Below are 24257 nucleotides of genomic sequence, written 5' to 3'. Positions count from 1 at the left end.
ACTGGTTTCTATATTTTTTAATCTTTCGAAGAAGATAGCTTCAAAGACTATTTTTTTATTAAAAGATTTTTATAAGCTCTTAACAATCTGTAACTATTCAATTTAATCAGTAGGAAAAGTATTTTTCTATGAAGAGAGCCAACGTGAAAATGTACAAAGTGAACTGTTTCCTTTAGTTTAGAAAATTCATTTGACATCTCATTGGAAAAAGCATTGATATTTTGATCGATTCCCGTTTCAATCATGTCCCAGTCCACCGTATAAAAATACTTCAGATTACCATTAGCTCTACTGCTGATAGAATGAATAAATTCAGATATTTTGATGTGAAGCTGAGCATAGGTTTTCCACGGGTGATTTTTTGATGTGCTTAGAGAACCGGAAATATATCGGTAGTTATATTTTGTTGAATTTAAAAAAGTAATGTTTTTAATATATTTGATGTAATCAAGAAAAAATATCAAATCTTCACCATAGGATATATTTTTATCAAATAATATGCTATTATCGGATATGATTGCTTTGCTGTAAAATTTAGCGAAAGGGGCGCCGGAATATAATAGGTTGTTTTCAACAAATAATTCCACTATCTCGTGGCTGGTGCTATAATTTTTAAATGTATAATTGCTTATTGTTTTTCCGTCTCTTTTAATGTTTTGAAATAGAAGTGTATGATGATCGTGAAAGTTATGAGTAAAGACCTCAAGATAGTCTTCGTCAATCCAATCATCAGAATCAATAAAACAAATGAACTCACCCTTTGCGGCTATAATACCTAAATTTCTGGTGTCACTTACCCCCGAATTTGCTTTGTGTATTACGTTTATTCTGGAGTCTTTTTTGGCGTAAACCTCACATATTTCTCCGGAATTATCGTGAGAACCATCATTTATAAGATGCAGTTCAAAATTAGTATATGTTTGAGCTAAAATTGAATCAATACATTCTTGTAAATAAGCTGAACTATTGTAAATAGGGACTATAATCGATATGAGCATATTTTTATGAGATAGTTAATAAGGTCATCCACTTTTCTAAAACTCTTTCTTTTCTCCAAAATCTTGATTCTTCAAAAGCACCTTCGTTTAACTGTTCAAGATAATGACTATTGTTAATTAATTCGCCTAATTTTTCCTGAAAAAGCACTTTGTCATTCATAGGGATTAAAAACCCGTTTTGATCATTTACAATGTCGGAAGGGCCATGTTTACAGTCATAAGAAATGAGGGAAGTACCACAAAACAGCGCTTCAAGCAAAACCATTCCGAAAGCTTCTGTTTTACTCATAAACAAAAAAATCTTACTTTCCAAAAGTTCCTTTTTTATTTGATCAGCAGAAAGCTGGCCTGTAAAAATTATTTTTGATTCAAGATTTTTTTCTCTACTTAGTTTTTTTAAATTTTCAAGTTCTGGTCCGTTACCAATAATTTTAAAAGTAAAATCTTTCATGTCTGTTTTTGAAAGAACATCAATAATGCTGCTTACATTTTTATCCTCATCCAGTCTGCCGACGTAGATCAGTTGATTTTTTTTTGATTCAAAATCAATCTTATCAATACTTTCAAAAGGTTCGCCGATCAGGTTTGAAATGAGAAAAGTATTAGAATTTAAATTCTTATAATACTCAACTGAAGCTTGGTTGATGCAGATTACACCCTTTAAGTTTTTATATTTTGGACGTAAAATTTCTCCCCAGATTTTTCCGCCAACTTCAAAATTTGAGTGTTCCCAGGCAAATGTTTTAGCAGCTATTTTTTTATTTACAGAAATCTGTGCAGATAATTTGTACCAACAGGATATAATGGTGTCATACTGGGAATGATTTTTTTTCAGCCATTGATTCATCACGTCCCATTGTCCGAAATCGTAAACATATTTTTTAAGATTGTATCGGTATCGGTATTTTTTCAGATATTTATCCATTAAGGGGTTGACCCTGTTGAAGCCCCAGTGTCCAAAAGAATTAACGGTGTGAATTTTTATCTTTGGATTAATTTCATAAAATGTATTCTCACCTTCCATCAAAAATAAAATACTTACATCATACCCGTTCTCACAAAATTCATTTGCAAGATTAATCATCACTCTTGCAACGCCTCCCGGTTTCACATTCTGATAGTAAATAAATAGTATTTTTTTCTGCATTCTTAAATGAATTTTGAAAATGGGTAAAGTAGCGTTGCTAACATCTTCATTTCAACTGATTTTAAATCTGATGAAATTTTTTTTAATGATCTCCCGTCTACTTTTGAAAATTTCAGATATCCTCCCAGGTTTCTTATAACCGGCATCGGGTTAGTCCAGATTTTTGAACTGTAGGCATTAAGAAAAGCTTTGTAGTTTTCGGCCAGCCCAAACGCATTTTTATGATCGTAAAACTGATTCGCCAAAGACTGCTCATCATCTTTGTCACGAAAATATATTCTGGTTACCTTATTGATGCAGTAGTGAAAGCCAAGTTTGTCAAACTGAAACTGAAAAACACCCTCTGGAATAAAACCCTTTCCTGCAAGATTTCCGAAATTCAGCTTCATTTTTTTATAGATTTCCGTTTTTCCCATGCCCCACTTGTCACCTTTGATCTTGTATTTGTAACGCATGTCAAAAATACTGCAGATAAATGGATCTTTTGGAAAACGATCGCCTACAATGTTCCCAAATTGATCTTCACAGAGCGTTGAAACAAAAACGATATTTTGATGATCTGAAATCTGATCCCAGGTATTCACCAAAATCTCCATAGAGTCGATTGGCAAAGCGTCGTCAGAATCTAAGGGTGAAAAATACTTCCCTTCTGCCAGATCAATCCCTCTGAAGAAAGTTAAAAATTTATGTTGGTTCTGCTGGTAATAATAACGAACTTTAAAATCTGCTGTCTTCTGAAACTCTTCAACTAAATCTTTAGTATTGTCAGTGGAGCCATCGTCGATCACAAGCCATTCAAAATCTTTAAAAGTCTGCTTTTGCAGAGATTCAAAAACCCTGGGCAAAGTATGCGCACGGTTATAAGAAGGAGTTAAGATGGTTACTTTAGGGGCATTCATTATTTCAGCTGATATTGGTTGACAAATACATCGGTAACAGCATTATAGATTTTTTGATTGTCAAATTTCTCTACTGCCTTTTCTGTATTGTCTTTTAATTGTTGAGGAATGCTAGAATCTGTTAGAAACAGTTTCATTCCTTCATAAATAGAATTTTCATCAGGATTTACCAGGTATCCGTCAACCTTATGATCAATCATTTCTGGGATACCACCTACATTGGTGCTGATAATAGGAATATTAAGACCCATCACTTCTCCAATGGTCAATGGATAAGATTCAGATTCTGAGGGTAAGACAAAATAATCAGAGTTTTTAATATAAGGATATGGGTTTGTCTGCGTATCTAAAAGTAAAAATGTTTTTTCAACATTGAGCTCTTTTGCCTGTTTCTTTAAATTTTCCATCTCACTGCCACCACCGATCACCGCTACTGAATGCGGATATCCTTCATCCAACAATTTTTTGTGAATATTCATCAACGTATGATAGTTTTTTCTACTGTGTAATCTTCCCATGGAAGAAAATACAGGATGCAGATTATAAGTAACTGGAAATTCTTTGGCTTTTTTTCTTACCTCATCAATTTTTATGGAATTGTAAATTACCGAACTTTTAGGATATTCTATCTGAAAAAGCTCCTTAATAACATCTCTTGTCTGTCTTGATCCGAAAATTACCCAATCAAACTTTTTAAGATTATTAATCCTATTTAAAACTCTTTCCTGGTTGGGGTCGTAACTTACATCAGTATGGAACCATGCAATCTTTCGTGACTGTAGAGGGCTTGACAGGATATTTTCGAACTCTGCATAAGTAGGAGCAATCTCTATATCAAAATCTTCTTTGATAATATTTTTGTACAGTAATTTCGGATTTTTTCTGTAAAAGAGTAGGGTCAGATTTCTTTTAATTAACTGCAGTGTTCTGAGCAATTTATTACTGCTCATATCCTCTTTTCCTTTTTGAAAAGTGATGACATTTATGTCTTTTGGAATATCAGTTCTTAGTTCACCCTGGTTCAGGGTAAGAAAGAATGTGATATCAAAAATATCTCTCGGAAGATTTTCTAAAAGATCAATAAGAACTCTCTCTACACCTCCCATTTCCATAGATCTGTGGCGGAAAAGCACTTTTATTTTCTGATGCATTTGTGTAGTTTTCAAAAAAATAATTCTTAAAAAAGCAAATATAAGATTGTTTGGGCAATTCTTTTGTATTTTTGCACCTCAAAACATAACTGTATGAGTAAAGTCGCTGAAATTGCAACAACATTTTTTGGATATCTGAAACGCCCTGATTTATATCCCGAGCTGAGAAGGAAAATATGGAAAAATATTTTCAACCGTTCGTCAGCTTTGCGTGGTAAAGAAGAGGCGGAAATTTGGTGTAAAAATCTAGCAGTTTCTGAAAAAGAATTTATAGAAAAAGTTCTGAAAATACCATTTGTTCCTTTTCAGGAAATATTCGCTCAGGAATATGAAGCAGCAGTACAGGCTCAGGAAAAAGCACCGATCAAAATGGGAGGCGCTGGTTCATTAAGTGTGATTTATTACATTAATGAATACGCATCGGCTTTAAAATCGATCGAGACCGGAGTTGCATATGGGTGGTCATCTTTTGCTGCTCTGGCGTCATTGGTAAAAAGAAATGGAACCCTTTACAGTTCAGATATGCCATATATTATGCAAAATCAAAGCGAAGACTTTGTAGGCTGCGTGATACCGGAAAAATATAAAAGCAACTGGGATCTTTACCGTTTCGCAGACAAAGAATCATTACCAAAAATATTTTCTAAAACGAATTCATTAGACGTTGTACACTACGACAGTGATAAAACGTACGACGGAAGAATTTGGGCTTACACTTTATTGTGGGATAAACTAAGAAAAGACGGAGTTTTCATGAGTGATGATATTGGCGACAATGCTGCATTTAAAGATTTTTGTGAAAGCAAAGGCCTCAATCCACATATCATAGAATTCGATGGTAAATATGCGGGAGTCGTTATAAAATAATAAAGCACAAACCACAGAAATTGTTTCTGTGGTTTTTTTATGATTTAGAAAAATTTCCTTTGTATTTTTTTTAAAACACCATTTTGTTTTACCTTGAGAAAACCTGGTAGATTTTCAATTTCAGAAATTTTTTTGCCATATAAAGAATCAACATTTCTTCTTATAGCGCTGTCTAAAATAGTTTGATGCCAGTTTTTGTGCAGCTTTTCTTTTTTTGAAAATTCTTGAGAAACCCCTTTTTCATGTATACGGTAAAAATATAAAGGAATTTTTACAAACTTAAAATTTCCGATTTCATAAAGCTTTAAATATAGATCCTGATCAACCGCTGAGGTTAATTCTTCATTGATACCTGAAGTTTTCAGATATGCTTCTCTTTTAAATGTAAAAAAGTGAGTCGCTTCAAAAAAGACATTGAAAAATTTTTTATCTCCGTTTGTAATTCTCCGGGAATGTGGGAACACTCTAATTGGCTTTAAGTCTGGATCACATTCGTAGAATTGTGAATATACTGCAATAGTATCTTTACTATAATTTTCAATAATTATTTGAAGAGCCTTATCTGCTAAGGTATCATCGGGATCGACAAATCCACAGACCTCACCTGATGCCAGTTCAATACATTTTTTTTTGGTTAAACCTACACCGCTGTTTACCGCGTTTCTGAAAACTTTAACCTTGGGATTGTTTTTAGTGAGTTCTATTATTTTTTGATAAGAATCATCGACAGAGCAGTCGTCTACAAGTATGATTTCATAATTCTGGTAAGTTTGTCTCAGGATGCTGTCATAGCATTCTCTGAAGTAATGATAGTTATTGTAATGGGCAATAAGAATGGAGAAAAGCATATCGAATTATAAATTTTGCAGTGATATATTGATTTGATTCTGAAAATGCTCTTCAGAGTACAGTTCACGTAACTTTTTACTGTTTGACTTTAAGTCTTGTTCTACTTCAAAATTATTTTTAAAAACAGTAATGTCAAAAACCTTTATACCGTTTTCTACAAAATAATCATAAAACCCATTTTCTTTGTTTAAATAAACTTTAATCCCAGATCCTATCAAGTGGAAGAGATTTCCGCCCGCCTGCTGTCTTCGCTGATTCATCATAGCCACTGAGCAAGATGATAAAATTTTGGAATATTCTTCTAATGAAAGTCTTTCGGTAAGTGGAACGAATCTTTCGCCAAAATACTCTTTGCCTTTTTGTATGACTTCACCTATATATTCTTTACTTCCTCCATAGCTTAGTGGTGAAATTATTTTTTGTGTAGACAAATTGCAGCTTTTCAGAATTTCAAGACAATCTAAATGATTATTAGTTTCTGCTGCAGAATGTGCCAATAAAATATTATTTCCCTGAGCTATATTATCATTATTCTCCTTAAAATGATGAAATTGTGGAAGATCTGGATCACTGTATAAATGACAAAATACTTTTCCGGGGAATATTTTTGAAAGGATTTTTTTTTCTTTCGGTACAATGTAGCTTATATAATCAATATTCTCTTTAATAAAAAAATAACGGTCTAGCGCGAAATGATTGTTCAGTTTTGTTAGTAGTTTTGACTTTATACCTAATGTATTAATGTGTTTTAATGTGTTGAAAATTAATGTCTTAAATTCTGGTCTGTTATAGATTTTTCTTACAATCGATTTATCTTTTTCAAAAAAGGCCAGGTTAAACTTTTCATACAGTTTAAATGGATAATAGTAATTAGTGTCATAAAAATCGTTTCCCCAAAGGCACCAAATTTTTCTAATATCTTTTCGAAGAGATAAAATGATTTCCATTTTTACGGCATTTAATACATGAAAAACAGCAACCTTTGTCTCATTTTTATTAATGGAATTTATAATTAGTGATCTTTCGTTATTATCATCCATGTCAAAGAGTTTCACATTATCTTTTTTCATGTATTCACGATCTAAGAAACCATTATTAATAATATAAAAAGTTATATCAGATGAGGTTTTTTCAAAGCTATTAATAAAAGCTTCCGTAAATAAGGTGGCTTCTAAAAAGTGTACTACTTTAATATCTCTACTCATTGATCTTTATAATTTTTGCAGGGATACCTACAGCAACACAATTTTCGGGTAGGTTTTTATTAACTACAGCTCCTGCGCCAATAATTGTGTTATTTCCAACTATTACATTAGGTAAAATCGTTGCATTGGTTCCTACGAAAACATTACTGCCAATATTGCAATTACCAGATATTGATACACTAGGACAAATTTCCGTAAATTCTCCTATAACTACATCATGGCCTATAGAAGAAAGCTGATTAACGAGACATCCTTTACTAATATGAACATCGTTGGTAATAACAACTTTCTGCATGATGTTGACTCCTTCTCTTATAGAATTATTGTAGTTTCCAATATAACAAGAAGAAGAAATGGTGCTTGTAAAAAGCCCCCCTAATTCAACAAATTTTGTATATAACATTTTACGGACAAGAGGATTGCCAATTCCAATAGTAAATCTTGCATCAATCTTTTCAAAATGATCTTTCGCTTCTTCTAATGATTTTAGGATCGGGAATTTTCCATACAATAGGCCATTCACATCATCATTCACATCATCATAAAAAACAAGATTTTCCAAATTATTATTCTGATGACAAATTTCTAATACCTCTTTTGCAAAACCTTTGGCGCCGACTATTAACATTTTTTAATTATTTTGAACTCTTAAAATTAATCTACATATAAAATTTACTTCCTCTAGTGTAAGATCATAATAGAGAGGAAGGCATAAGACCCTTTTTGAGATGTCATGCGAAATCTCTAAAGTTTGCTTTTCAAGATATGGCAACGCTTCAGCTAAACTTGGATAGAAATATCTTCTCGTGAAAATTTCGTTTTTATCAAGTTCAGATTTTATTTTTAGTAATAATTCTTCACTTTCTAATATTACAGGATAATATGCATTATTGTTTTCAGAGTCTTGATGCCACTCTGGAATATATGCCTTTAAGTTGCTTAATAAACTGTTATATTGCGTAACCAAAATTTTCCTCTTGTCTAAGATTGATGTTATATGTTTTAGATTTGCAAGCCCCATCGCTGCATGAAATTCAGAATTTTTACCGTTGATTCCCAGCTCAGAAAAAGAGTCATAGCCAGAGATTCCAAAATTTCGTATTGCTGCGATTTTCTTTAATAAATCAGGGTCTTTAGTGAAAATAAGCCCTCCTTCTACAGAATGGTATAATTTTGTAGCATGCAATGAGCAGATAGAGATGTCGCCGTATTCGAAGATTGATCTTTCTTTAATTTTTACACTGAAAGCATGAGCACCGTCGTAGATTACTTTCAGATTATATTTTTCCGCTATTTTCTCAATATTTTCTACATCACATGGGTTTCCATAAACATGAGTTGCTAAAATTGCCGTAGTTTTATCTGTAATCGCTGCTTCTATCTTTGATGAATCAATATTTAGAGAGTTTCTGTTGATATCTACAAATACAGGTTTGCAGTTTTCCCATACGATTGAACTTGTGGTTGCAACGAATGAAAAAGGAGTCGTAATTATTTCACCTGTAAGATTGAGTGCCTTAATCGCCATTTGCAAGGCAATTGTGCCATTTGTGACAAACAGAAGATGTTTGACATTCAAATAATCTTTAATATCCATCTCCAGCTGACTGGCCAGAGGACCTAAATTTGTCAGCCATTCTCTTTTGTAAATTCCTTCTACAAAATGCGAATATTCTTCAATCGGTGGTAAAAAAGGTTTTGTGATAGGGATCATTCTTTGGATAAAAATATTTAATGATAATATAAAATTATCTTTTAAAAAAGTAAATAGAAATTTTTAAGATGCTGATCTTTTATATAGTTTATGGACTTTAGTATTTTCTACTGAATATTCAAAACTTTGGTTTACCAGAATCAATTGTGTCATAAGCACTAAGTTACAATAATTTCTCATAGTGACAAAATAATGATTTGATGAAACTTCTTAGCAATATTATTATTTCATCGTACAGAGATAAATTGAGCGTTAATAAATTAAAATTTCACTGTATGTGCTTTATATTAAAAATAAAACTTTCATTATTATTTCTATACTTTTGCCGGAATAATTTATTAAATTCCCTCCATGAATCCATTAGTAACTATTTCTATTCCTATTTTTAAATGTGAAAAGTTTATCATTAGATGCCTAGACTCTGTGAAAAGCCAAACGTATAAAAATATAGAAATTATTCTTGTTAATGATTGTACTCCTGATAACAGTATGTTTCTTATAAGGAACTTTATGGAAGCTAATCCGGAGCTTAATATTAACATTATAGAGCATACTGAGAATTCTGGACTTTCTGTTGTCAGAAACAATGGTATTAAGGCAGCAACTGGAGACTATCTGTTTTTTTTGGATAGTGACGACGAAATTACACCTGACTGCATCCGGTTGTTGGTTGAAAATGCAAAGAAAACTGATGCACAAATTATCATAGCTCAAAACCGATGGATTAATACATTTGACAATACTACAAAGGATTATGGATTTCCAACCATTGCAGAAAAAAAATATTACAATAGCAATCTTGAGATATTTTCGGTTTACAGCAAAGGAGGATTTCCTTCATCGTCTTGGAATAAATTATTTAAGAAAGACTTTATAATTAACAATCAAATATATTTTGTACCGGGATTATTTGCGCAGGATGAGCTGTGGTTTTTTCATTTAATATTAAAAACAGATACTTTATCAATTATTGATGACATTACCTATCTGTATTATCTTCATGGTGAATCGGTTATCTTTAACCGGGGAAAAAAGAATTTTGAGAATTACCTGACGATCCTTGGATACCTTACTAAAGCTTTTAAAGAGGAAAAGAATGAAGTTTTAAAAATGTTGATCAAAAGCAAAATTATTCTTTTTAAAGAGATGGTTCTCGTAATGCAATGGAAAGCGTTGAAAGATAAAAAGTACTTAAAAACAAATATTTCTAAAATGCAGAAACTTACAAGACTGAATCTCACAGATTATTTTAGTTCAGATTTTTCTTTAGATGTCAAAAAGAAAAATTTCTTTCATAATATTCCTTCAGATTTGGCTGTCAGACTTTTTATTTGGCGTTTTGAGAGATAAATTTATTTTTTGTATTTATAGAAATTTGATAGCAGAGAAAAATTTGATAGCAAAAAAGCATTATAGTATTTCGCAAATCCACTGAATTGAGAGATGATAATTTTTTTGTCTAAATTATTATACGATTCCCGCAGCCTTTTATCATGCTTGGAATGTTCTTCTGCACTCATATCCTTCGCAAAATAATAAAAAATTTTAATGGCATTGACTAGATTTTTGTAGGCTATAAATTCAAAAATTGCCTTTCTATTTTCGTAAATACCTTTTTCTTTAAATATTTTTCTAAGTAAGAAATCTGTTCTCGCAAAATCTATCCTTTTTGGAGAAAGAAGTTTTGCAGATGAATCTGGGTGAATATAATGGGTATAAACTGCATTACAGTTACCAACAAATCTAGCTTCTTCATAGATGAGTCTCTCAACGATTTCATCGGCATTCAGAAGTGGTTCTGTAAAATTATAAGAATGAGATTTAAAAACTTCTTTTCTGTATAATCCTCTGATGTGATTGTCATATCTTCCAACCGTATCTTTGATAATCTGAGATCCTGTAAATTTTTTAAATATAAAAGTTGCTGTATCAGAAAGATAAATGTTGTGCGTGTTTTTAATGTTTCCGCTGGTGAATTTTGTAATAACAATCGGAGTAACTATGTCAAGTTCAGGATGACTTAAAAAAGTTTGATAACATTTTTCGATAGTATCAAAATCAATAAGATCATCGTGATCAAAAAGAAAAATAAATTCTCCTGAAGCTTTTTCTTGCCCGTAAGCTTTAGAATACTGAGCAAACTTTTGATTTTCTTTGGTATAAATTTTAATTCTGGAATCTAGTTTTGCGAAAGATTCTAAATCATCTAAGGTAGAATCTGTAGAGCCGTCATTTACGCAGATTAGTTCTAAATTTTTATACGTCTGATTCTGTAGACATTTCATAGATGATTTTACAAAATCTCCCAACTGCACAGAGTTGTAATAGGTGGTAATTATTGAAATCAGAGGTTGTGCTTGCATATTGCTGCAAATATCTGAAATTAATTTTTATTTATCTGATCAGAAACTTTACGATTTAAGCTTGTGTAAAGATTTGAAGGACATAATAGTTCCATAAATAAGTTTTAAATTTGTGAGATATTAATGATCTATGTGCGGAATAGCAGGTATTGTAAAAGAAAATATTTTAAACGATGACTCATACATAAAGAATCTGAAAAACATGACAGATTCTATTATTCATCGCGGTCCGGATGATGAAGGTCACGAGTATTTTCAGAATTGTTTTTTAGGTTTCAGAAGATTAGCGATTGTAGATTTATCAGAAGATGGTCATCAGCCCATGTATTCGGATACTAAAAATGAGTGTATTGTTTTCAACGGTGAAATCTATGGCTACCGTGATTTAAAAAATGAGTTATCAGACTATCCTTTTAAAAGCAATACAGATACAGAAGTTATTCTTTCGCTCTATCAAAAATACGGTTCTGAGCTCCCAAAACATCTAAACGGAATGTTTTCTGTCGCAATTTGGGACGAAGAAAAACAACAGTTATTTTGCGTGAGAGATCGTTTTGGAGAAAAGCCATTTTATTTCGCAACTGGAAAAAACGGAGAGTTTATATTCGCTTCGGAAATTAAAGCTATACTGGCAACAGATTTAGTAGATAAAGAGATAAATGATGAAGCTGTTTCCCATTTTTTACGTCACTCTTACATCAACAGTCATCAAAGTATTTATAAAAACATCCACGTGTTAGCACCTGCTTCACAATTGATATATGCTGACGGGAAAATTAAAATTTCTCAGTACTGGAATTTACCCGAAAAAGAATTAAATATTTCAGAAGAAGATGCTGTTCAAAAATTTAAAAGACTGGTAGAAAATTCGGTAAAAAAGCAGTTAATTGCCGATGTAAAGGTTGGAGCTTTTTTAAGTGGTGGATTAGATTCGGGGACATTGGTTGCCCTGTCTTCTAAACACCATTCTAATCTTACAACATTAGGATTTGAATATCAGGGTGAATGGAATGAAATGCCGGAAGCAAGAAGCATCTCTCAAAAATACAATACCAATCATAAAGAAGTATCTCTGAAAGACGAGGATATTCCGAAATTATTACTAGATATTCTGAAAAAAATGGATGAGCCACTTGCTGATACAGCAATCTTAGCAACATATACCATCTGCGAAGAAGCGGCGAAAAACATGACAGTAGTAATCACCGGAAATGCTGGTGACGAACTTTTCGGAGGATATAAGTGGTATCAGAAAGAAAAAGAAATTCTAGAAAAAGGAGGTACAAATCTAAATCTTCTGAATTTTTATAAAGTTGGTTCTACGGTTAGCGAAAAAATGGGTTTCAAAAAAGCACAGGATTATTTTCTGGATAAAATTTTAAGAGCAAAATTTCCGGATATTGTTTCTTATCAAAAAGAAAAAGTGCACAGTAATTTTACAAGAAAAGAGACCAGTCTGCTTATGAAATCCTATTCAGAATATGAACATGTCTATCACTTTGCTTTAGATAATACTGATCTGAATACCACAATGAAAATGGATCTCACCAATATCATCCCTGGAGACTATATGGTAAAGGATGACCGTATTGCGATGATGCATTCTATTGAACTGAGAACTCCCTTTTTAGATAAAGATCTTGTGGAATTCTGTTCTGCACTTCCCGCAAAATATAAAGTGAATACCGATCAGACCAAAATAATACTAAGGAAAGCTTTTGGAGATTTACTTACAGATCGTATTTTAAACAAGCGAAAACAGGGATTTGGTGCACCTGTAGAAAAATGGCTGAAAATTCCGGGAATGGAAGAACTCACAGCGAAGATTCTGAAAAATTCGAGTTCAAAAATCTTCTTTAAACTTGATTTCCATCAGGTTCAGAAAAACTTAAAGTATAATTATAAACATTGGTCTCTATTGGTTTTGGGAATATGGATGGAAGAACATTGATAAGATGAGAGCAACAGTCAAATTCAACTTCCTTATCTTCTCTTTTTTACTCGATTTACTTTTATCTTCAAAATAAATTGAAGCACTAGATCGAATTTTGAAATATTAAGAAAAGATAATTTATTATTTGAAAAAATAAAGTGAAAATGGTTGTGCAAAGTTCTTTTTTTAGAATTACAGAACTGCATTTTGTATAAATTCTTTTTTAAAAGATTTTTTTCGCAAAAAGCTAACAAGTACTCTATGATTGCAGTTTAATAAAACTTCAGGAGATTACTCTTTATGGGAGGTAATATTTATTTAATATCTTCACAAGATAATCTTCTTTACTATTTAAATTATTTTTAATAAAATAATCTTCTACGTCGGGGATATTTATATCGTATCCAGAGCCGCTTTTTATTAGATTAATCTTTGCTTTTTTCACGTAAAAACTTTCAATAATTTCTAGAATTTCAATAATCGAATAATTGTGAGTATAAGCTAGGTTAATGATTTTATTAAGTTTTTTCTTCTCAAGCAAATCAAAAGTTATTTTCTTAATATCATCGGTGTCTATAAGATTTCGTTTTGCTTTAGTGTGAATATTTATGGTATCATTGGTAACGACAGCTCTTGCAAGATAGTTAATCAAAAGGTTAGGATTGCCTCCTTTTCCAACAGCATTACTTACTCTTAAAATTAAAAAATTTTTGCATGAGTTCTTTACAATCTGTTCCATTTTGAGTTTGTGTAGAACGTATGCACTTCCGGTTTTCGAAGAATCATAGATACTGCAGGTTGAAAAGTAAACAAAAATTTTATCAGGATATGTTGAAATTGTATTTTTTATAAGTGTCTCTTCTCTAAGAAATTCTTCCGGTCTAATTTCTAATGAATTAGATACGCCAGATGCAAAGAAAATCGTATTCTCTCTGTCAGAGTTTAAAAATAATGAAGCTATAAGTCCTTTTCCAACAATCATTCTAAGATTTTTTTTACAATTTTTTCTGCCGATTTTCCGTCTCCGAAAGGATTGTTTTCACTCTTGAAAATATATTCTTCAGGATTATTATAGATTAGATTAAAGTTGCTTTTAATTTTCTGAATATCTGTTCCTACCAATACACCGCAATTACATGTAATTACTTCGGGTCTTTCGGTTTCTTCACGCAAAATTAGCACTCTTTTCTGAAGGCTGGGTGCTTCTTCCTGTATTCCGCCAGAGTCTGAAATGATCAGTTTAGATCTTGCCATTTTTCTGATGGCTTCGAGATAGGAAAGGGGTTCAGTAAAATTTATATTGTCAGGAGTTCCTTTTTCAAATACTTCCATAATAATTTTTCTTGTATTTGGATTTGGATGTAAAGCCCAATCAAACTGAGTCTCAGGATTTTCTTCGGCTAATTCTTTGATTGCCTGAGCTATATTTTTTAACGGTTTGCCAATATTTTCCCGTCTGTGCGCGGTAATAAAGACATGATCCTTATATTCGACAGCAATATTTTCTTTTTTTGTAACATGCTGGATCATGTCCACTATACTGTTTCCAACCAGAGAAATTTTACTCTCAGGAATTTTTTCATTTAAAAGGTTCTGTTTTGATAGTTCTGTTGGAGCAAAATTTACGTTAGCTGTGAGAGATACAACCCGTCTGTTAAATTCTTCAGGAAAAGGAGTATGAATATCTGATGTTCGCAATCCGGCTTCGATGTGGTAAAATTTTCTCTGTTCCAAAAAAGAAGACATCGATGATGCCAGCACTGTAAAAGTATCACCCTGTGCTATTATCTTTTGGATATTTTCTTTGTGGATGAGGTTAGATATTTCATCAATCAGTTTAGCAATCAGATTAGAATTGGTAAAAGTCAACGACTGTACAGACAGTTGATGATGTGAAATAACGCCGAAGCTGTTTTCCATCTCCGTAAGTAAAGAATCATGCTGACCGGTATTTACAATGCAAATATCCTCATGAAGTCTTTTAAATTCATTAATGATGGGGAATACTTTTAGAAATTCTGGCCTCGTGCCGTAAATAATTGCAATTTTATCGTTCATCAGGTTTGTTTTTGCAAAAGTAATTAAAGCTTACCGTTTTATACGCTTAATAATATATTTTACCAACATTCTTAGTGGGAACTGATCTAAAATCTCTTCTGCAGAAATCATTTTCATGTTATTAATTACATTGTGGATTTCCTTTTTTCCCTCTTTTATTTCAGCTATATTTTTAACGTGAAAATAAGCATGTACAAAATCTTTAAATGGGTTAGGTGTATCCCTTTCATGCCACGTTCCCACAAAATGGTGGCTGGCATAATTCTTTGGAAGATCAAGACAGAAATAAGTGGAAGGATAAATCACAATTCCATCCTTTAGTTCCTGATATTCATCTTTATCTGCATCAACATTGTATTCATTTACTAAAAGATCAGAAACAAAAACAGTATTGGTAGTGAGATCAAAATCTGTTTTTTTATTGTAGAAATCTAATACTTTTTTCGGCCATGGATGTCCTGCTTCGGTACCCCAAAGCGCCGTAAAAGGAGATCCTTTAATTTCGAATCCTGAAAAAGCACGGTGAATCAGAAATTCGTCCAGTGAAAATTTTACTTCCACATCAATATCCATGTATATTCCGCCCTGCTCAAACAGTGCTAAAGCTCTTGAATAATCGGAGACAAAGGCCCATTTTTTCTGTTCAGCAGCGAGGCGAACGTACTCGCAGCAATTTATATCAAAATTGGTTTCATTCCACTCGATGATCTCGTAGTCAGGAAGGTTTTTTTTCCATGAATCAAGGCATATGAAGAAAGAATCCGGCTTTGGCTTTCCTCCAAACCAGCAGTAGTGTATTTTTTTTGGGATCATTAATTATCTTTTAGGCATTTCGAAAACATTTCTTCTTTCTGTTTCTTCGTGTTTTTTTATTCATACTGTAGCAATGATTCTAACTAAATTAGTTTGTTTCATTTACTAAATAACCGTCTTAAAAAATAAGTTATCATATAAAACTTCAGAGTCATACCTTTAATTTTACTTATTTTAGAGGCAAAACTTTTATTGGTTAAGGTTTCATAATCCCAATAGTTTTTGGCAAAAATTTTTCTATTTTCTAACGGGATTTTAAGATTGTTCATCTTTTCTTTGTAGGCCAAAGCAGCACTTTTCGGATTGTCAATCAGTTTTTTTTTCCCCTGCGCCGTTAAACCATCGGGTATGTATTCTGCATTAACAATAGACTCAGGAATATATAAAAATTTATATGTTTCATCCATCCTGTTAAAGACTACAGACTCTAACATAAATTTCTCTCCCGAAAAAATTGGATATTCAAACTTTCTAGCCAATTCTGTTTTGAAGATTAACGTGGCTTCACATTGTATTTTGTGCTGGTAAATTATGTCACAGGTGGAGGCGACAATGTTTGAAGTTACTTTACGACCATCTGTAACTTGGTTTAAAATTTTAATCGGTGAAGCTATCGCGATTATATCCTTCGAATGATCTATAAGTGGTATTTTTTCGAAAATGGTTTTCACGGCATTATCTTCGAGATAATCATCACTGTCAACAGTAGTGAAATATTGGGTGTGTATATTTTTGAGAGCCGTATTAATCGCAATGTGTTTACCCTGATTTTCCTGATAGATATATTGTATTTTAAAACTTGCCTTGGTGGTTAAATTTTTAACGAGTTTTTCTGTTTCATCAGATGAACCATCATCAACGATAAGCCAGTCAAAATCTTTTGCAGTCTGGCGTTGAAGACTTTCAAATAATTTTGGCAGCATATAAGCTCTGTTATAGGTAGGAGTGAATACCGTTAATTTCATTTTAGTTTTTCTAAAATTTTTGAAAACTCAATGCCCCAATTTTCCCAATTGAGTTCCTTCTCGTAAAGTTTACGTGCATTTTCCGAGTACTCTCTCACTGTTTGCGGCTTATTTATTAATCTCTCTATTTCATCTGCATAATCCTGTGCAATGGCATCTTGAGGTAGCAGACTTCCGTTATAACCATTGATCACATGGGCAGAAACACCGCCCGTATCTGTAGAAATTACCGGCAGACCATATCCAGCAGCTTCACAGAAAGCGATAGGTGTACAGTCTGCTTTTGTGGGTACAAACAGAAAGTGGGAACGCAGCAAATGATTTTGGATTTCTCTGAATTCATCAGGATTATTTTTATTAAGAAAAGGAATGATCGTAACCCAGTCGGCTTTTATTTCGGGATTGCAGCCAACAACCAGCATTTTTACCGGATAACCCTTTTCTCTCAAAATTTTCAAACTTTCAAAAGCAAGTGTTCCTCTCTTTCTGATCCAATCGACAGCAAGAAATAGAAAAGTAAATTCAGTGCTATTTTTATTAAAGTCAATTCTTTTTGGAACGATGATATTTGCTCCAAACTTGATGGTTTTAACCTTGTCCTCTGCCAATCCGTAGAACTCTACAGCAAAATTGCTTGCCCAATCTGATGAAAATATAGAATATGTTGCATTCTTCAATGTTTTCCTTTCAAGATATTTAGTTTCTATTTTTGATAGAATTCCAAAACCTGAATAATAGTGGTAGTAGTTGAGCAGTTGCGCAACATTCGCATCGTTAAGGTAAACAACGGGAATATCAGTTTTTAAATACGCAAAGTCATTGACGTGAGTTGGATTAAAAATTACATCTACTTTAATGTCTTTTAAATTTTTCTCTAAACGCCTGGCTGCAGTTTTTGCTTTATAGATAAATAAATGACGGTTATAGCCTCTGTCAAAAATTTTATTAAAGGTTTTTTCAATAATTTTAAAGGTTTTTTCCTCCCTTTTTGTGAAACATACCCTAGGAATCCAAACTACCTCATAACCCAGATGAAGTAGTTGCTCATACATCTTAAACATTGTACCAGACCAGTTCTTTTTGTCATCCAACGGCACCACACTGTAGAATCCTATCTTCATAAATATTCTTTTTTAAGATATACTTTTAAGTTTCCTTTCTTTTTCAGAATCCATTTTAAGTGCTGAAATGTCAAGCTTAATCTTCCCTGTTTCAAAAGATGTATGAATGCGATTCTGCTTCTTGAGAAGATCTGCCAGTTGGCATATTCCCTTACTTTTCCACCATAGGTTTCGGCAATAATTTCGTCAAGATGATTATGTCTGAGATCTCTTTGATAGTTAATGCCGTTTGATAAGCCTTCTTCGTGTCTCAGATAACATGACATGGTAAGATTCGAACCGCGAATTTTTCCGTTCAGAGAGCAGGCCATATACAGAAAGGTGTCAAAATATAATAATTCAGGATGCTTGAAAAGTGTTTTTACTGCTTCATTTTTTAAAACTTCAGCATTCATAAACACCGAAGTTGTATGTACAGTCCAGTGCCTGAAAATCTCAAAAGGTGTGTAATCTCTGTCTTCCACATGGGCGAAAACAGTTTCGTTTATCTGAGGATCAGGAGAAATATTTTTAACCTGATGAAAACACATCGAGTACTCCGTATTTGTTTCTAAAAAGTCATATTGGATCTGCAGTTTGTTTTCATCGGTCCAGTAATCATCACCTTCACAGAAAGCGAGATACTTCCCGGTGCATTTTTGCAAAGCATCAAAGAAATTGGGTGTCGAACCTAAATTTTTTTGATGTGACGTAAATTTGACTTTAATGTGAGAAGGTGTGTTTTTAATAAAATTACTGATAACAGATGTCGTCTCATCTGTGGAGCAATCATCAGAAATAATAAGCTCAACAGGGAAATTTACTTTCTGCATAAAAATCCCTTCCAAATTTTTTTCTATAAATTTTTCTTGATTGTAGGTAAGAACAATAATGGAAACTTTATTCATGTGGGCTATCTGAAAAAATTTTGAAAGTCAAGATCTTTTTCAATATTATAGGTTGCTAATATGTTTTTTGGTTTGGTTGTCCAGCATCGTCAATACTCCATGATCCGGAACTGGAAGTATGTTCCCGGTAATATTTCTGTTCATCAGTAAGATTAGAATAGTCAATATGCCAACCCAAGTGATCACAGGTGAAATCACCGGCAATTCTTAATGCTTTAAAATGATTGTCATTTTCATGGTATTCCGCATAAGAAAGTGGTTTGTATAATGCGAAAGTTGTGTCAAGACTTGTCAAGTAAATATCTTTTTCAACTTCGTTTTTCCAAAATCTCTGCTCCCATGCTTTAACTTTATCTTTTGCAGGATAAGAGTCGGGAATATTTAAAACATCCAAGGCAAAACCAACTTTTGTAACCCATTCATCATATTTCAGTAAGTTTTTGATTAAAATTCGCATAAAATTTTTTGGAAGTCTTTTGTTAGGTAAAATGTCTGGATCTGTAAGTATAAAAAAACCCTGAGCAAATTTGTTAAATAAATTTTCATTTTTGAAGAAGACCATGTGCCCCTCATTTGTATCCAATTTGATAATTTTAACACTCTTTTCAATTTTATTATAATAATTTAAAAGAGGCTCGTAGGTTGAATGATTATCAATAATAAAAATTTTAGTAAATTTTCTTTCCAGTAAAAAATCAATGAGTTGTTTGAGTGCTTTTAACTGATTAAAATTAATTATAATTACCGGAATTGTTTTAGGATATAGTATCTGTAACAAAAATTGTATAGTAAAATATTTTTTTGCAGCTTTCGCAATTCGAATAAATTCTGTGTATTTTTTCATAGATTTCTTAGATTCCACTGTAGATTTCAAAAATCTCAACGTTTTTTGTAGGATAAACAAATCTTTCTACGAAACCTAAGAATAGGTTATACTGTAAAATATTATTTATTATGTTTAACAAAACAAAAGTATTAAAAATCTCACATTAATATTTGTAACTACTTATTAATTAAATTTTTTATTTTCTGATGAAACAGTTCTAAATCAAAATTTGCTGATGCATAATTATATGCATTACTGGACAGTCTATTTAATAAATCTCGATTATTTAATAAGTTGGTGATAATTTCTACAAATCTATCGGTAATCAAGTTTTCGTCATTGTTTTCTACAATAAAGCCGTTTTCATTTGTAATTACATGTTCGCTTATACTGCCAACATTAGTTGATATACAAACTACACCATTAGACATTGCTTCTTTTATCACTACTGGAAATCCTTCTCTATACGAAGTAATCAGCAAGATATCTGCATCTTGGTATATCTGCGTAAGTTCGCTGTGATTTAAAATATTTTTTTGATAATATTTATCGATACCCTCAACGTCTAATTCTTTATGTCCATAGATTTTTAGTTCGATCAAGTCACCTAATAGATTGGCAATATGAACTATCAAATTAACTCTTTTCTCTTTAGAAATTCTACCACAATAAATAACCTGAAGTTTTGATCTCAATTTATTTTTTTCAGGTTTTTCATCGGGAGTCTGAACAGCTAAATCTATAATTTTTATTCGGTTAATATATTCTTCAGAAATTTTATTTTCTTTATAAAGGTCTATAAAATCATTTTTTGTTTTTTGGTTTATGACCATCCTTTTATCCAATAAGGAAACTTTGTTGAGACTGTAAATTTCCATACCACCCGGATCAGGAGATGTAAAAGCATGCACCAAATCAATTCTTTTTACGTTTGTAGGAAGTACATGCAAAATGTCGTAAAAGAACTTATTATTACACCCGAAAACTGTCGTGTTTAGCTGATTCTTAATAAGGGTAAGAATTTTTAAGGTTAATTTTCTGAAGTAATAGTTATGATTGTATTTGTGTAAGTGTAATATTTTAGCGTTTTTTTCAAAGTCAGATAAGAAATGATTATTATATGATTCGGATGTAAAAATGACAATGTTATCTTTCTTGGGAAAAGTTTTTACAATGTCAAGGTGTACCTTCTCGGCACCTCCCGTATGATAAAATGGAAAAATGAAAATATTTTTAGCATATCGTAGCGCTTTATAAATAGTAATAATTTCTATGCTAAATTGAATGAATAATTTTATTTTTTTCATTTTAGTAAACATCTGTAAAATAAACTAAACTGTCGCAATGAAATATTTATAACTCTAAAGTATCAAGTTATAATAAATCATGATGCGCCTATCTTAAGGAATTCAATTTTATTTAAGTGATCAATAAATATTTTGTTATTGAACTCCTGTTATATCGTCACTCTTCCTTATCTTTTTTGAAAAGCTGCACATCACTTTCAATCATCTCCTTACACAAATTTTTGACATCATATCGTGGGATCCAGCCTAATTGAGTATTGGCCTTTTTAGGATCGCCAATGAGTAGGTCTACCTCTGTTGGTCGGTAATAAATGGGGTCTATACATATAATCTCTTTACCAATAGGAAGTTGATATTCTGAATTTGAACAGTGCTTCACCTTGCCCACTTCGTTTTCAGCTTCTCCAGAAAATTCCAGCTCAATACCTAATTCAGCGAAGGCCATAATTACAAATTCTCTAATAGATGTTGTTTTGCCAGTTGCAATCACATAATCTTCAGGTTTTTCTTGCTGAAGCATCAGCCACATGGCTTCAATGTAATCCTTTGCGTGCCCCCAATCTCTCTTTGCGTCTAAGTTCCCTAAATATAGCACATCTTGTAGACCTAAGGCTATTTTAGCGGCTGCCATTGTAATTTTTCGGGTAACAAATGTTTCTCCCCTTCTAGGTGATTCGTGATTAAACAATATTCCGTTACAGGCATACATTCCGTATGCCTCACGATAATTTACGGTTATCCAATAAGCATATATTTTTGCAGCACCGTAAGGTGAACGGGGATAAAAAGGGCTTGTCTCATCATAAAAACCTTCTGCGTTTTTATTTTGAGGCAAACCACCGTATAACTCAGAAGTTGATGCCTGGTAAATTTTCGTTTTCTGAGTAAGTCCTAAGATTCTTATAGCCTCAAGAAGCCTTAAAGTTCCTATTCCGTCGGTGTTGGCAACATATTCAGGAGAGTCAAAGCTCACCTTTACATGGCTCATTGCACCAAGATTATATATTTCGTCGGGCTGTATCTCCTGTATAATTCTTATCAGATTGGTTGAGTCGGTGAGATCTCCGTAATGAAGTTTGAATTTTACATTATTTTCATGAAGATCTCTGAATATATGATCTATTCTTTGGGTATTAAATGATGATGCTCTTCTTTTTATACCGTGAACTTCGTATCCTTTTTTAAGTAAAAATTCAGCGAGATAAGAACCATCCTGCCCGGTAACTCCGGTTATTAATGCAACTTTCATCATAATGTTTTTATTTTCTTAAAATAATTTTTGCCAGCGTTTTTGTATTGTTGATCATACTTCTTTCTAAAATAATTTCTTTTCTGTTTTTTAATAAAAAAATAAGGGTCGAAAAATTTTGATTGACAGTTTTATTAAAAGCTTCCATTAATCTTTTACTAATAATGTGATGAAGCTTTTTCTTATCAAATATCTTTTTTTGTAAATTTTTATTTTCTAGTATGTTTGCAAAGTCGACGAGTTTTTTCAATTCATCAACCGTGTAAAGAAATTTTGATGGTGCTTCAAGTAAAATGTTACACAAATCTATATTTTCATTGCTTCCTTCAATTTCAATTTCTTTTAATTGATTTGCAGTGATAATCTTCGTATTGGCAACCTGAGTACTGTTCTCCAATACGGTCATATTTGTATCATGGAATCTGTATTGAAGGAGTGACTCTTGAATATTATAAAATTTAGTTATTCTTATAAGCCTTGTCCACAATTCATAATCTTCAGCCGCCTGATAATTAATATCGTAACGGTAATTATTCATTGTTTTTTTACGCATCATTACAGTTGGGTGACCAATTAGACTTTTTGTAATCATGCCTATTTTTATTGACTCATGACTTTCTGGATGTTTGATTACTCGATCTTTACCATTCTTACTGAGAAGTGTAAACCAAGTTCCACAAACGCCAATTTCAGGATTTTCTTCTAATAAAGCAACCTGCTTTAAAAATCTTTCAGGATGAGAAATATCGTCCTGATCCATTCTGGCAATATATTCTCCTTTTGCAAGATCTAAACCTTTATTCAAGGTTTTTATCAAACCGATATTTTTCTCATTTTTAATGTAAACTATCCTGTCATCAGAGTAAGACTGAATAATTTTTTCGCTATTGTCTGATGAACCATCGTTGATGATTAACAATTCAAAATTGGTAAAAGTCTGGCTCAAAATGCTGTCAATAGCTTCAGTCAAATAGTTTTCGCCATTGTAAACGGGCATTACAACAGATATTATGGGAATTTTTAAATTTTCATCCATGATTCCGGTATTATATCTTTCGAATTTAACATATCAGTACTGAACCATCTTGAAGGAGCAATGACGTTTTTATTTTTATTTCTGTTAAGCCATGCACCCCACCAGCTAAAGCTACTGTTTGCGATGATGTTATGTTTGCATGAACTCATTAATTTGATATCCTCGTAATTCGTTGAGGCATCTGTAAAATCGACAAAGTACATGGTATTTTCAATATTTAAATTCTCTTTTGCCCAATCTATATCATCAGAGAAGATAAAAAATACAGGATGATTCACTTTTTCTCTCATAATCTCAATCGCTCTGTGATAGTAATCCAGATTACAGGTTCCATGCACAGCATTTGCATTAGGGTTTGAAATATAATCCCCCCTTCTGATATGAATTGAAACTGAGTTTTCAGCAGTGATTATTTTCAACATATCTGCAGTTTCCTTCTTATGTGGAGTTACGATTTCAAAATCTTTTCTAATCTCATCCTGATACTTTAAAAAGTACTTTTCTGACTGAAAATATCCCTTCAAATAAATATTTTTTTTATTGGTTTTGAACAGGTTTTCATCAAATAATAATTCCTTTTCTTGATAATTTTTGAAGATTCTATTATGCAGAGTAAGCGCATCTGCTTTTTCTAGAAGCTTATCTATTATCTTTTTTGGAATACTTCTGTCTTTCAGCGGCACATCATTTTTCACAACAGATGCATCAATATTGAAATGTTTGAGTGAATAGCTGTGGAGTTTGTAGTTGTCAAAAAGTCGACTGTCTAATAACAGAGCTTCGTTACGATGCAATGACAATGCTTTTGCAGTTGCATACTGAAACATCTGATTTCCCAAACCACCTATAAGTTCTACAGCTACCATATA

23 protein-coding genes are annotated in these 24257 nt (G+C 32.3%); 3 read left to right on the top strand and 20 right to left on the bottom strand.

Features of this window, described 5'->3' with window-relative positions; genetic code table 11:
* Positions 1–47: 47 nt before the first annotated feature.
* From OMO38_RS03230 to OMO38_RS03215, 4 genes are read right to left on the bottom strand one after another with little or no spacing between them, the layout of a single operon-like run.
* Complete coding sequence (locus OMO38_RS03230; RefSeq protein ID WP_264748785.1) at positions 48–998, bottom strand: glycosyltransferase family 2 protein; 951 nt, start codon at positions 996–998, stop codon at positions 48–50.
* Positions 999–1002: 4 nt separating this feature from the next.
* Entirely contained in the window at positions 1003–2145 is a 1143-nt protein-coding gene (locus OMO38_RS03225) for a glycosyltransferase (RefSeq protein ID WP_264748784.1), read from the bottom strand.
* Positions 2146–2147: 2 nt separating this feature from the next.
* Entirely contained in the window at positions 2148–3044 is an 897-nt protein-coding gene (locus tag OMO38_RS03220; protein ID WP_264748783.1) for a glycosyltransferase family A protein, read from the bottom strand.
* Entirely contained in the window at positions 3044–4195 is a 1152-nt protein-coding gene (locus OMO38_RS03215; RefSeq protein ID WP_264748782.1) for a glycosyltransferase, read from the bottom strand. The genes OMO38_RS03220 and OMO38_RS03215 overlap by 1 nt, the downstream gene beginning before the upstream one ends.
* 93 nt (positions 4196–4288) lie before the next feature.
* On the opposite strand from OMO38_RS03215, the gene OMO38_RS03210 reads away from it, so the two are divergent.
* Complete coding sequence (locus OMO38_RS03210; protein ID WP_264748781.1) at positions 4289–5062, top strand: class I SAM-dependent methyltransferase; 774 nt, start codon at positions 4289–4291, stop codon at positions 5060–5062.
* A 44-nt stretch (positions 5063–5106) separates the two neighbouring features.
* Here OMO38_RS03210 and OMO38_RS03205 read toward each other — a convergent pair whose 3' ends face one another.
* From OMO38_RS03205 to OMO38_RS03190, 4 genes are read right to left on the bottom strand one after another with little or no spacing between them, the layout of a single operon-like run.
* Complete coding sequence (locus OMO38_RS03205; RefSeq protein WP_264748780.1) at positions 5107–5910, bottom strand: glycosyltransferase family 2 protein; 804 nt, start codon at positions 5908–5910, stop codon at positions 5107–5109.
* A gap of 6 nt (positions 5911–5916) precedes the next feature.
* Entirely contained in the window at positions 5917–7116 is a 1200-nt protein-coding gene (locus tag OMO38_RS03200; protein WP_264748779.1) for a TDP-N-acetylfucosamine:lipid II N-acetylfucosaminyltransferase family protein, read from the bottom strand.
* Complete coding sequence (locus tag OMO38_RS03195) at positions 7109–7744, bottom strand: acetyltransferase (protein ID WP_264748778.1); 636 nt, start codon at positions 7742–7744, stop codon at positions 7109–7111. The genes OMO38_RS03200 and OMO38_RS03195 overlap by 8 nt, the downstream gene beginning before the upstream one ends.
* 3 nt (positions 7745–7747) lie before the next feature.
* Positions 7748–8830 (bottom strand): DegT/DnrJ/EryC1/StrS family aminotransferase, encoded by a 1083-nt coding sequence (locus OMO38_RS03190; protein ID WP_264748777.1) that lies wholly within the window; start codon positions 8828–8830, stop codon positions 7748–7750.
* A gap of 351 nt (positions 8831–9181) precedes the next feature.
* Between OMO38_RS03190 and OMO38_RS03185 the strand changes: the two genes are divergently transcribed.
* Positions 9182–10180: a glycosyltransferase gene (locus OMO38_RS03185; RefSeq protein WP_264748776.1), complete on the top strand. Its 999-nt coding sequence runs from the start codon at positions 9182–9184 to the stop codon at positions 10178–10180.
* Positions 10181–10182: 2 nt separating this feature from the next.
* On the opposite strand, the gene OMO38_RS03180 is transcribed toward OMO38_RS03185, so the two are convergent.
* A complete protein-coding gene (locus tag OMO38_RS03180; protein ID WP_264748775.1) occupies positions 10183–11193 on the bottom strand; it encodes a glycosyltransferase family A protein in 1011 nt (336 codons plus the stop codon).
* A 130-nt stretch (positions 11194–11323) separates the two neighbouring features.
* On the opposite strand from OMO38_RS03180, the gene asnB reads away from it, so the two are divergent.
* A complete protein-coding gene (gene asnB / locus OMO38_RS03175; RefSeq protein ID WP_264748774.1) occupies positions 11324–13144 on the top strand; it encodes an asparagine synthase (glutamine-hydrolyzing) in 1821 nt (606 codons plus the stop codon).
* A 280-nt stretch (positions 13145–13424) separates the two neighbouring features.
* On the opposite strand, the gene OMO38_RS03170 is transcribed toward asnB, so the two are convergent.
* From OMO38_RS03170 to OMO38_RS03120, 11 genes are all read right to left on the bottom strand, one after another.
* Complete coding sequence (locus OMO38_RS03170) at positions 13425–14108, bottom strand: NAD-dependent epimerase/dehydratase family protein (protein WP_264748773.1); 684 nt, start codon at positions 14106–14108, stop codon at positions 13425–13427.
* Positions 14105–15184 (bottom strand): non-hydrolyzing UDP-N-acetylglucosamine 2-epimerase, encoded by a 1080-nt coding sequence (gene wecB / locus OMO38_RS03165; RefSeq protein ID WP_264748772.1) that lies wholly within the window; start codon positions 15182–15184, stop codon positions 14105–14107. Before wecB ends, OMO38_RS03170 begins: the two co-directional genes overlap by 4 nt.
* A gap of 30 nt (positions 15185–15214) precedes the next feature.
* Complete coding sequence (locus tag OMO38_RS03160) at positions 15215–15997, bottom strand: glycosyltransferase family 32 protein (RefSeq protein WP_264748771.1); 783 nt, start codon at positions 15995–15997, stop codon at positions 15215–15217.
* A gap of 98 nt (positions 15998–16095) precedes the next feature.
* The gene (locus OMO38_RS03155; protein WP_264748770.1) at positions 16096–16962 is read right to left on the bottom strand and encodes a glycosyltransferase family 2 protein; all 867 of its coding nucleotides are present in this window, start codon (positions 16960–16962) and stop codon (positions 16096–16098) included.
* Positions 16959–18083, bottom strand: a complete 1125-nt coding sequence (locus tag OMO38_RS03150) for a glycosyltransferase family 4 protein (RefSeq protein WP_264748769.1) — start codon at positions 18081–18083, stop codon at positions 16959–16961. Before OMO38_RS03150 ends, OMO38_RS03155 begins: the two co-directional genes overlap by 4 nt.
* The gene (locus OMO38_RS03145) at positions 18080–18970 is read right to left on the bottom strand and encodes a glycosyltransferase (RefSeq protein WP_264748768.1); all 891 of its coding nucleotides are present in this window, start codon (positions 18968–18970) and stop codon (positions 18080–18082) included. The genes OMO38_RS03150 and OMO38_RS03145 overlap by 4 nt, the downstream gene beginning before the upstream one ends.
* A 55-nt stretch (positions 18971–19025) precedes the next feature.
* Positions 19026–19427, bottom strand: a complete 402-nt coding sequence (locus OMO38_RS03140; RefSeq protein ID WP_264748767.1) for a hypothetical protein — start codon at positions 19425–19427, stop codon at positions 19026–19028.
* 545 nt (positions 19428–19972) lie between these two features.
* Positions 19973–21103, bottom strand: a complete 1131-nt coding sequence (locus OMO38_RS03135) for a glycosyltransferase family 4 protein (protein WP_264748766.1) — start codon at positions 21101–21103, stop codon at positions 19973–19975.
* 157 nt (positions 21104–21260) lie between these two features.
* Positions 21261–22352, bottom strand: coding sequence for a GDP-mannose 4,6-dehydratase (gene gmd / locus OMO38_RS03130; RefSeq protein WP_264749120.1), 1092 nt, complete (start codon positions 22350–22352; stop codon positions 21261–21263).
* 10 nt (positions 22353–22362) lie between these two features.
* Positions 22363–23388, bottom strand: a complete 1026-nt coding sequence (locus OMO38_RS03125) for a glycosyltransferase family 2 protein (protein WP_264748765.1) — start codon at positions 23386–23388, stop codon at positions 22363–22365.
* On the bottom strand, positions 23373–24254 hold the full coding sequence (locus OMO38_RS03120) for an alpha-1,2-fucosyltransferase (RefSeq protein WP_264748764.1): 882 nt from the start codon (positions 24252–24254) through the stop codon (positions 23373–23375). The genes OMO38_RS03125 and OMO38_RS03120 overlap by 16 nt, the downstream gene beginning before the upstream one ends.
* Positions 24255–24257 lie beyond the last annotated feature (3 nt).

The sequence above is a fragment of the Chryseobacterium kimseyorum genome, assembly GCF_025971945.1.
Classification (GTDB): domain Bacteria; phylum Bacteroidota; class Bacteroidia; order Flavobacteriales; family Weeksellaceae; genus Chryseobacterium; species Chryseobacterium kimseyorum.
The sequence above is the reverse complement of the archived record's forward strand: the minus strand, read 5'-3'. Positions and strand labels throughout refer to the sequence as shown.

Excerpts from the sequence above, each read along its gene's own strand:
- OMO38_RS03230 (WP_264748785.1), bottom strand. The coding sequence starts at position 998 with ATGCTCATATCGATTATAGTCCCTATTTACAATAGTTCAGCTTATTTA.
- OMO38_RS03225 (WP_264748784.1), bottom strand. The coding sequence starts at position 2,145 with ATGCAGAAAAAAATACTATTTATTTACTATCAGAATGTGAAACCGGGA.
- OMO38_RS03220 (WP_264748783.1), bottom strand. The coding sequence starts at position 3,044 with ATGAATGCCCCTAAAGTAACCATCTTAACTCCTTCTTATAACCGTGCG.
- OMO38_RS03215 (WP_264748782.1), bottom strand. The coding sequence starts at position 4,195 with ATGCATCAGAAAATAAAAGTGCTTTTCCGCCACAGATCTATGGAAATG.
- OMO38_RS03210 (WP_264748781.1), top strand. The coding sequence starts at position 4,289 with ATGAGTAAAGTCGCTGAAATTGCAACAACATTTTTTGGATATCTGAAA.
- OMO38_RS03205 (WP_264748780.1), bottom strand. The coding sequence starts at position 5,910 with ATGCTTTTCTCCATTCTTATTGCCCATTACAATAACTATCATTACTTC.
- OMO38_RS03200 (WP_264748779.1), bottom strand. The coding sequence starts at position 7,116 with ATGAGTAGAGATATTAAAGTAGTACACTTTTTAGAAGCCACCTTATTT.
- OMO38_RS03195 (WP_264748778.1), bottom strand. The coding sequence starts at position 7,744 with ATGTTAATAGTCGGCGCCAAAGGTTTTGCAAAAGAGGTATTAGAAATT.
- OMO38_RS03190 (WP_264748777.1), bottom strand. The coding sequence starts at position 8,830 with ATGATCCCTATCACAAAACCTTTTTTACCACCGATTGAAGAATATTCG.
- OMO38_RS03185 (WP_264748776.1), top strand. The coding sequence starts at position 9,182 with ATGAATCCATTAGTAACTATTTCTATTCCTATTTTTAAATGTGAAAAG.
- OMO38_RS03180 (WP_264748775.1), bottom strand. The coding sequence starts at position 11,193 with ATGCAAGCACAACCTCTGATTTCAATAATTACCACCTATTACAACTCT.
- asnB (WP_264748774.1), top strand. The coding sequence starts at position 11,324 with ATGTGCGGAATAGCAGGTATTGTAAAAGAAAATATTTTAAACGATGAC.
- OMO38_RS03170 (WP_264748773.1), bottom strand. The coding sequence starts at position 14,108 with ATGATTGTTGGAAAAGGACTTATAGCTTCATTATTTTTAAACTCTGAC.
- wecB (WP_264748772.1), bottom strand. The coding sequence starts at position 15,184 with ATGAACGATAAAATTGCAATTATTTACGGCACGAGGCCAGAATTTCTA.
- OMO38_RS03160 (WP_264748771.1), bottom strand. The coding sequence starts at position 15,997 with ATGATCCCAAAAAAAATACACTACTGCTGGTTTGGAGGAAAGCCAAAG.
- OMO38_RS03155 (WP_264748770.1), bottom strand. The coding sequence starts at position 16,962 with ATGAAATTAACGGTATTCACTCCTACCTATAACAGAGCTTATATGCTG.
- OMO38_RS03150 (WP_264748769.1), bottom strand. The coding sequence starts at position 18,083 with ATGAAGATAGGATTCTACAGTGTGGTGCCGTTGGATGACAAAAAGAAC.
- OMO38_RS03145 (WP_264748768.1), bottom strand. The coding sequence starts at position 18,970 with ATGAATAAAGTTTCCATTATTGTTCTTACCTACAATCAAGAAAAATTT.
- OMO38_RS03140 (WP_264748767.1), bottom strand. The coding sequence starts at position 19,427 with ATGCGAATTTTAATCAAAAACTTACTGAAATATGATGAATGGGTTACA.
- OMO38_RS03135 (WP_264748766.1), bottom strand. The coding sequence starts at position 21,103 with ATGAAAAAAATAAAATTATTCATTCAATTTAGCATAGAAATTATTACT.
- gmd (WP_264749120.1), bottom strand. The coding sequence starts at position 22,352 with ATGAAAGTTGCATTAATAACCGGAGTTACCGGGCAGGATGGTTCTTAT.
- OMO38_RS03125 (WP_264748765.1), bottom strand. The coding sequence starts at position 23,388 with ATGGATGAAAATTTAAAAATTCCCATAATATCTGTTGTAATGCCCGTT.
- OMO38_RS03120 (WP_264748764.1), bottom strand. The coding sequence starts at position 24,254 with ATGGTAGCTGTAGAACTTATAGGTGGTTTGGGAAATCAGATGTTTCAG.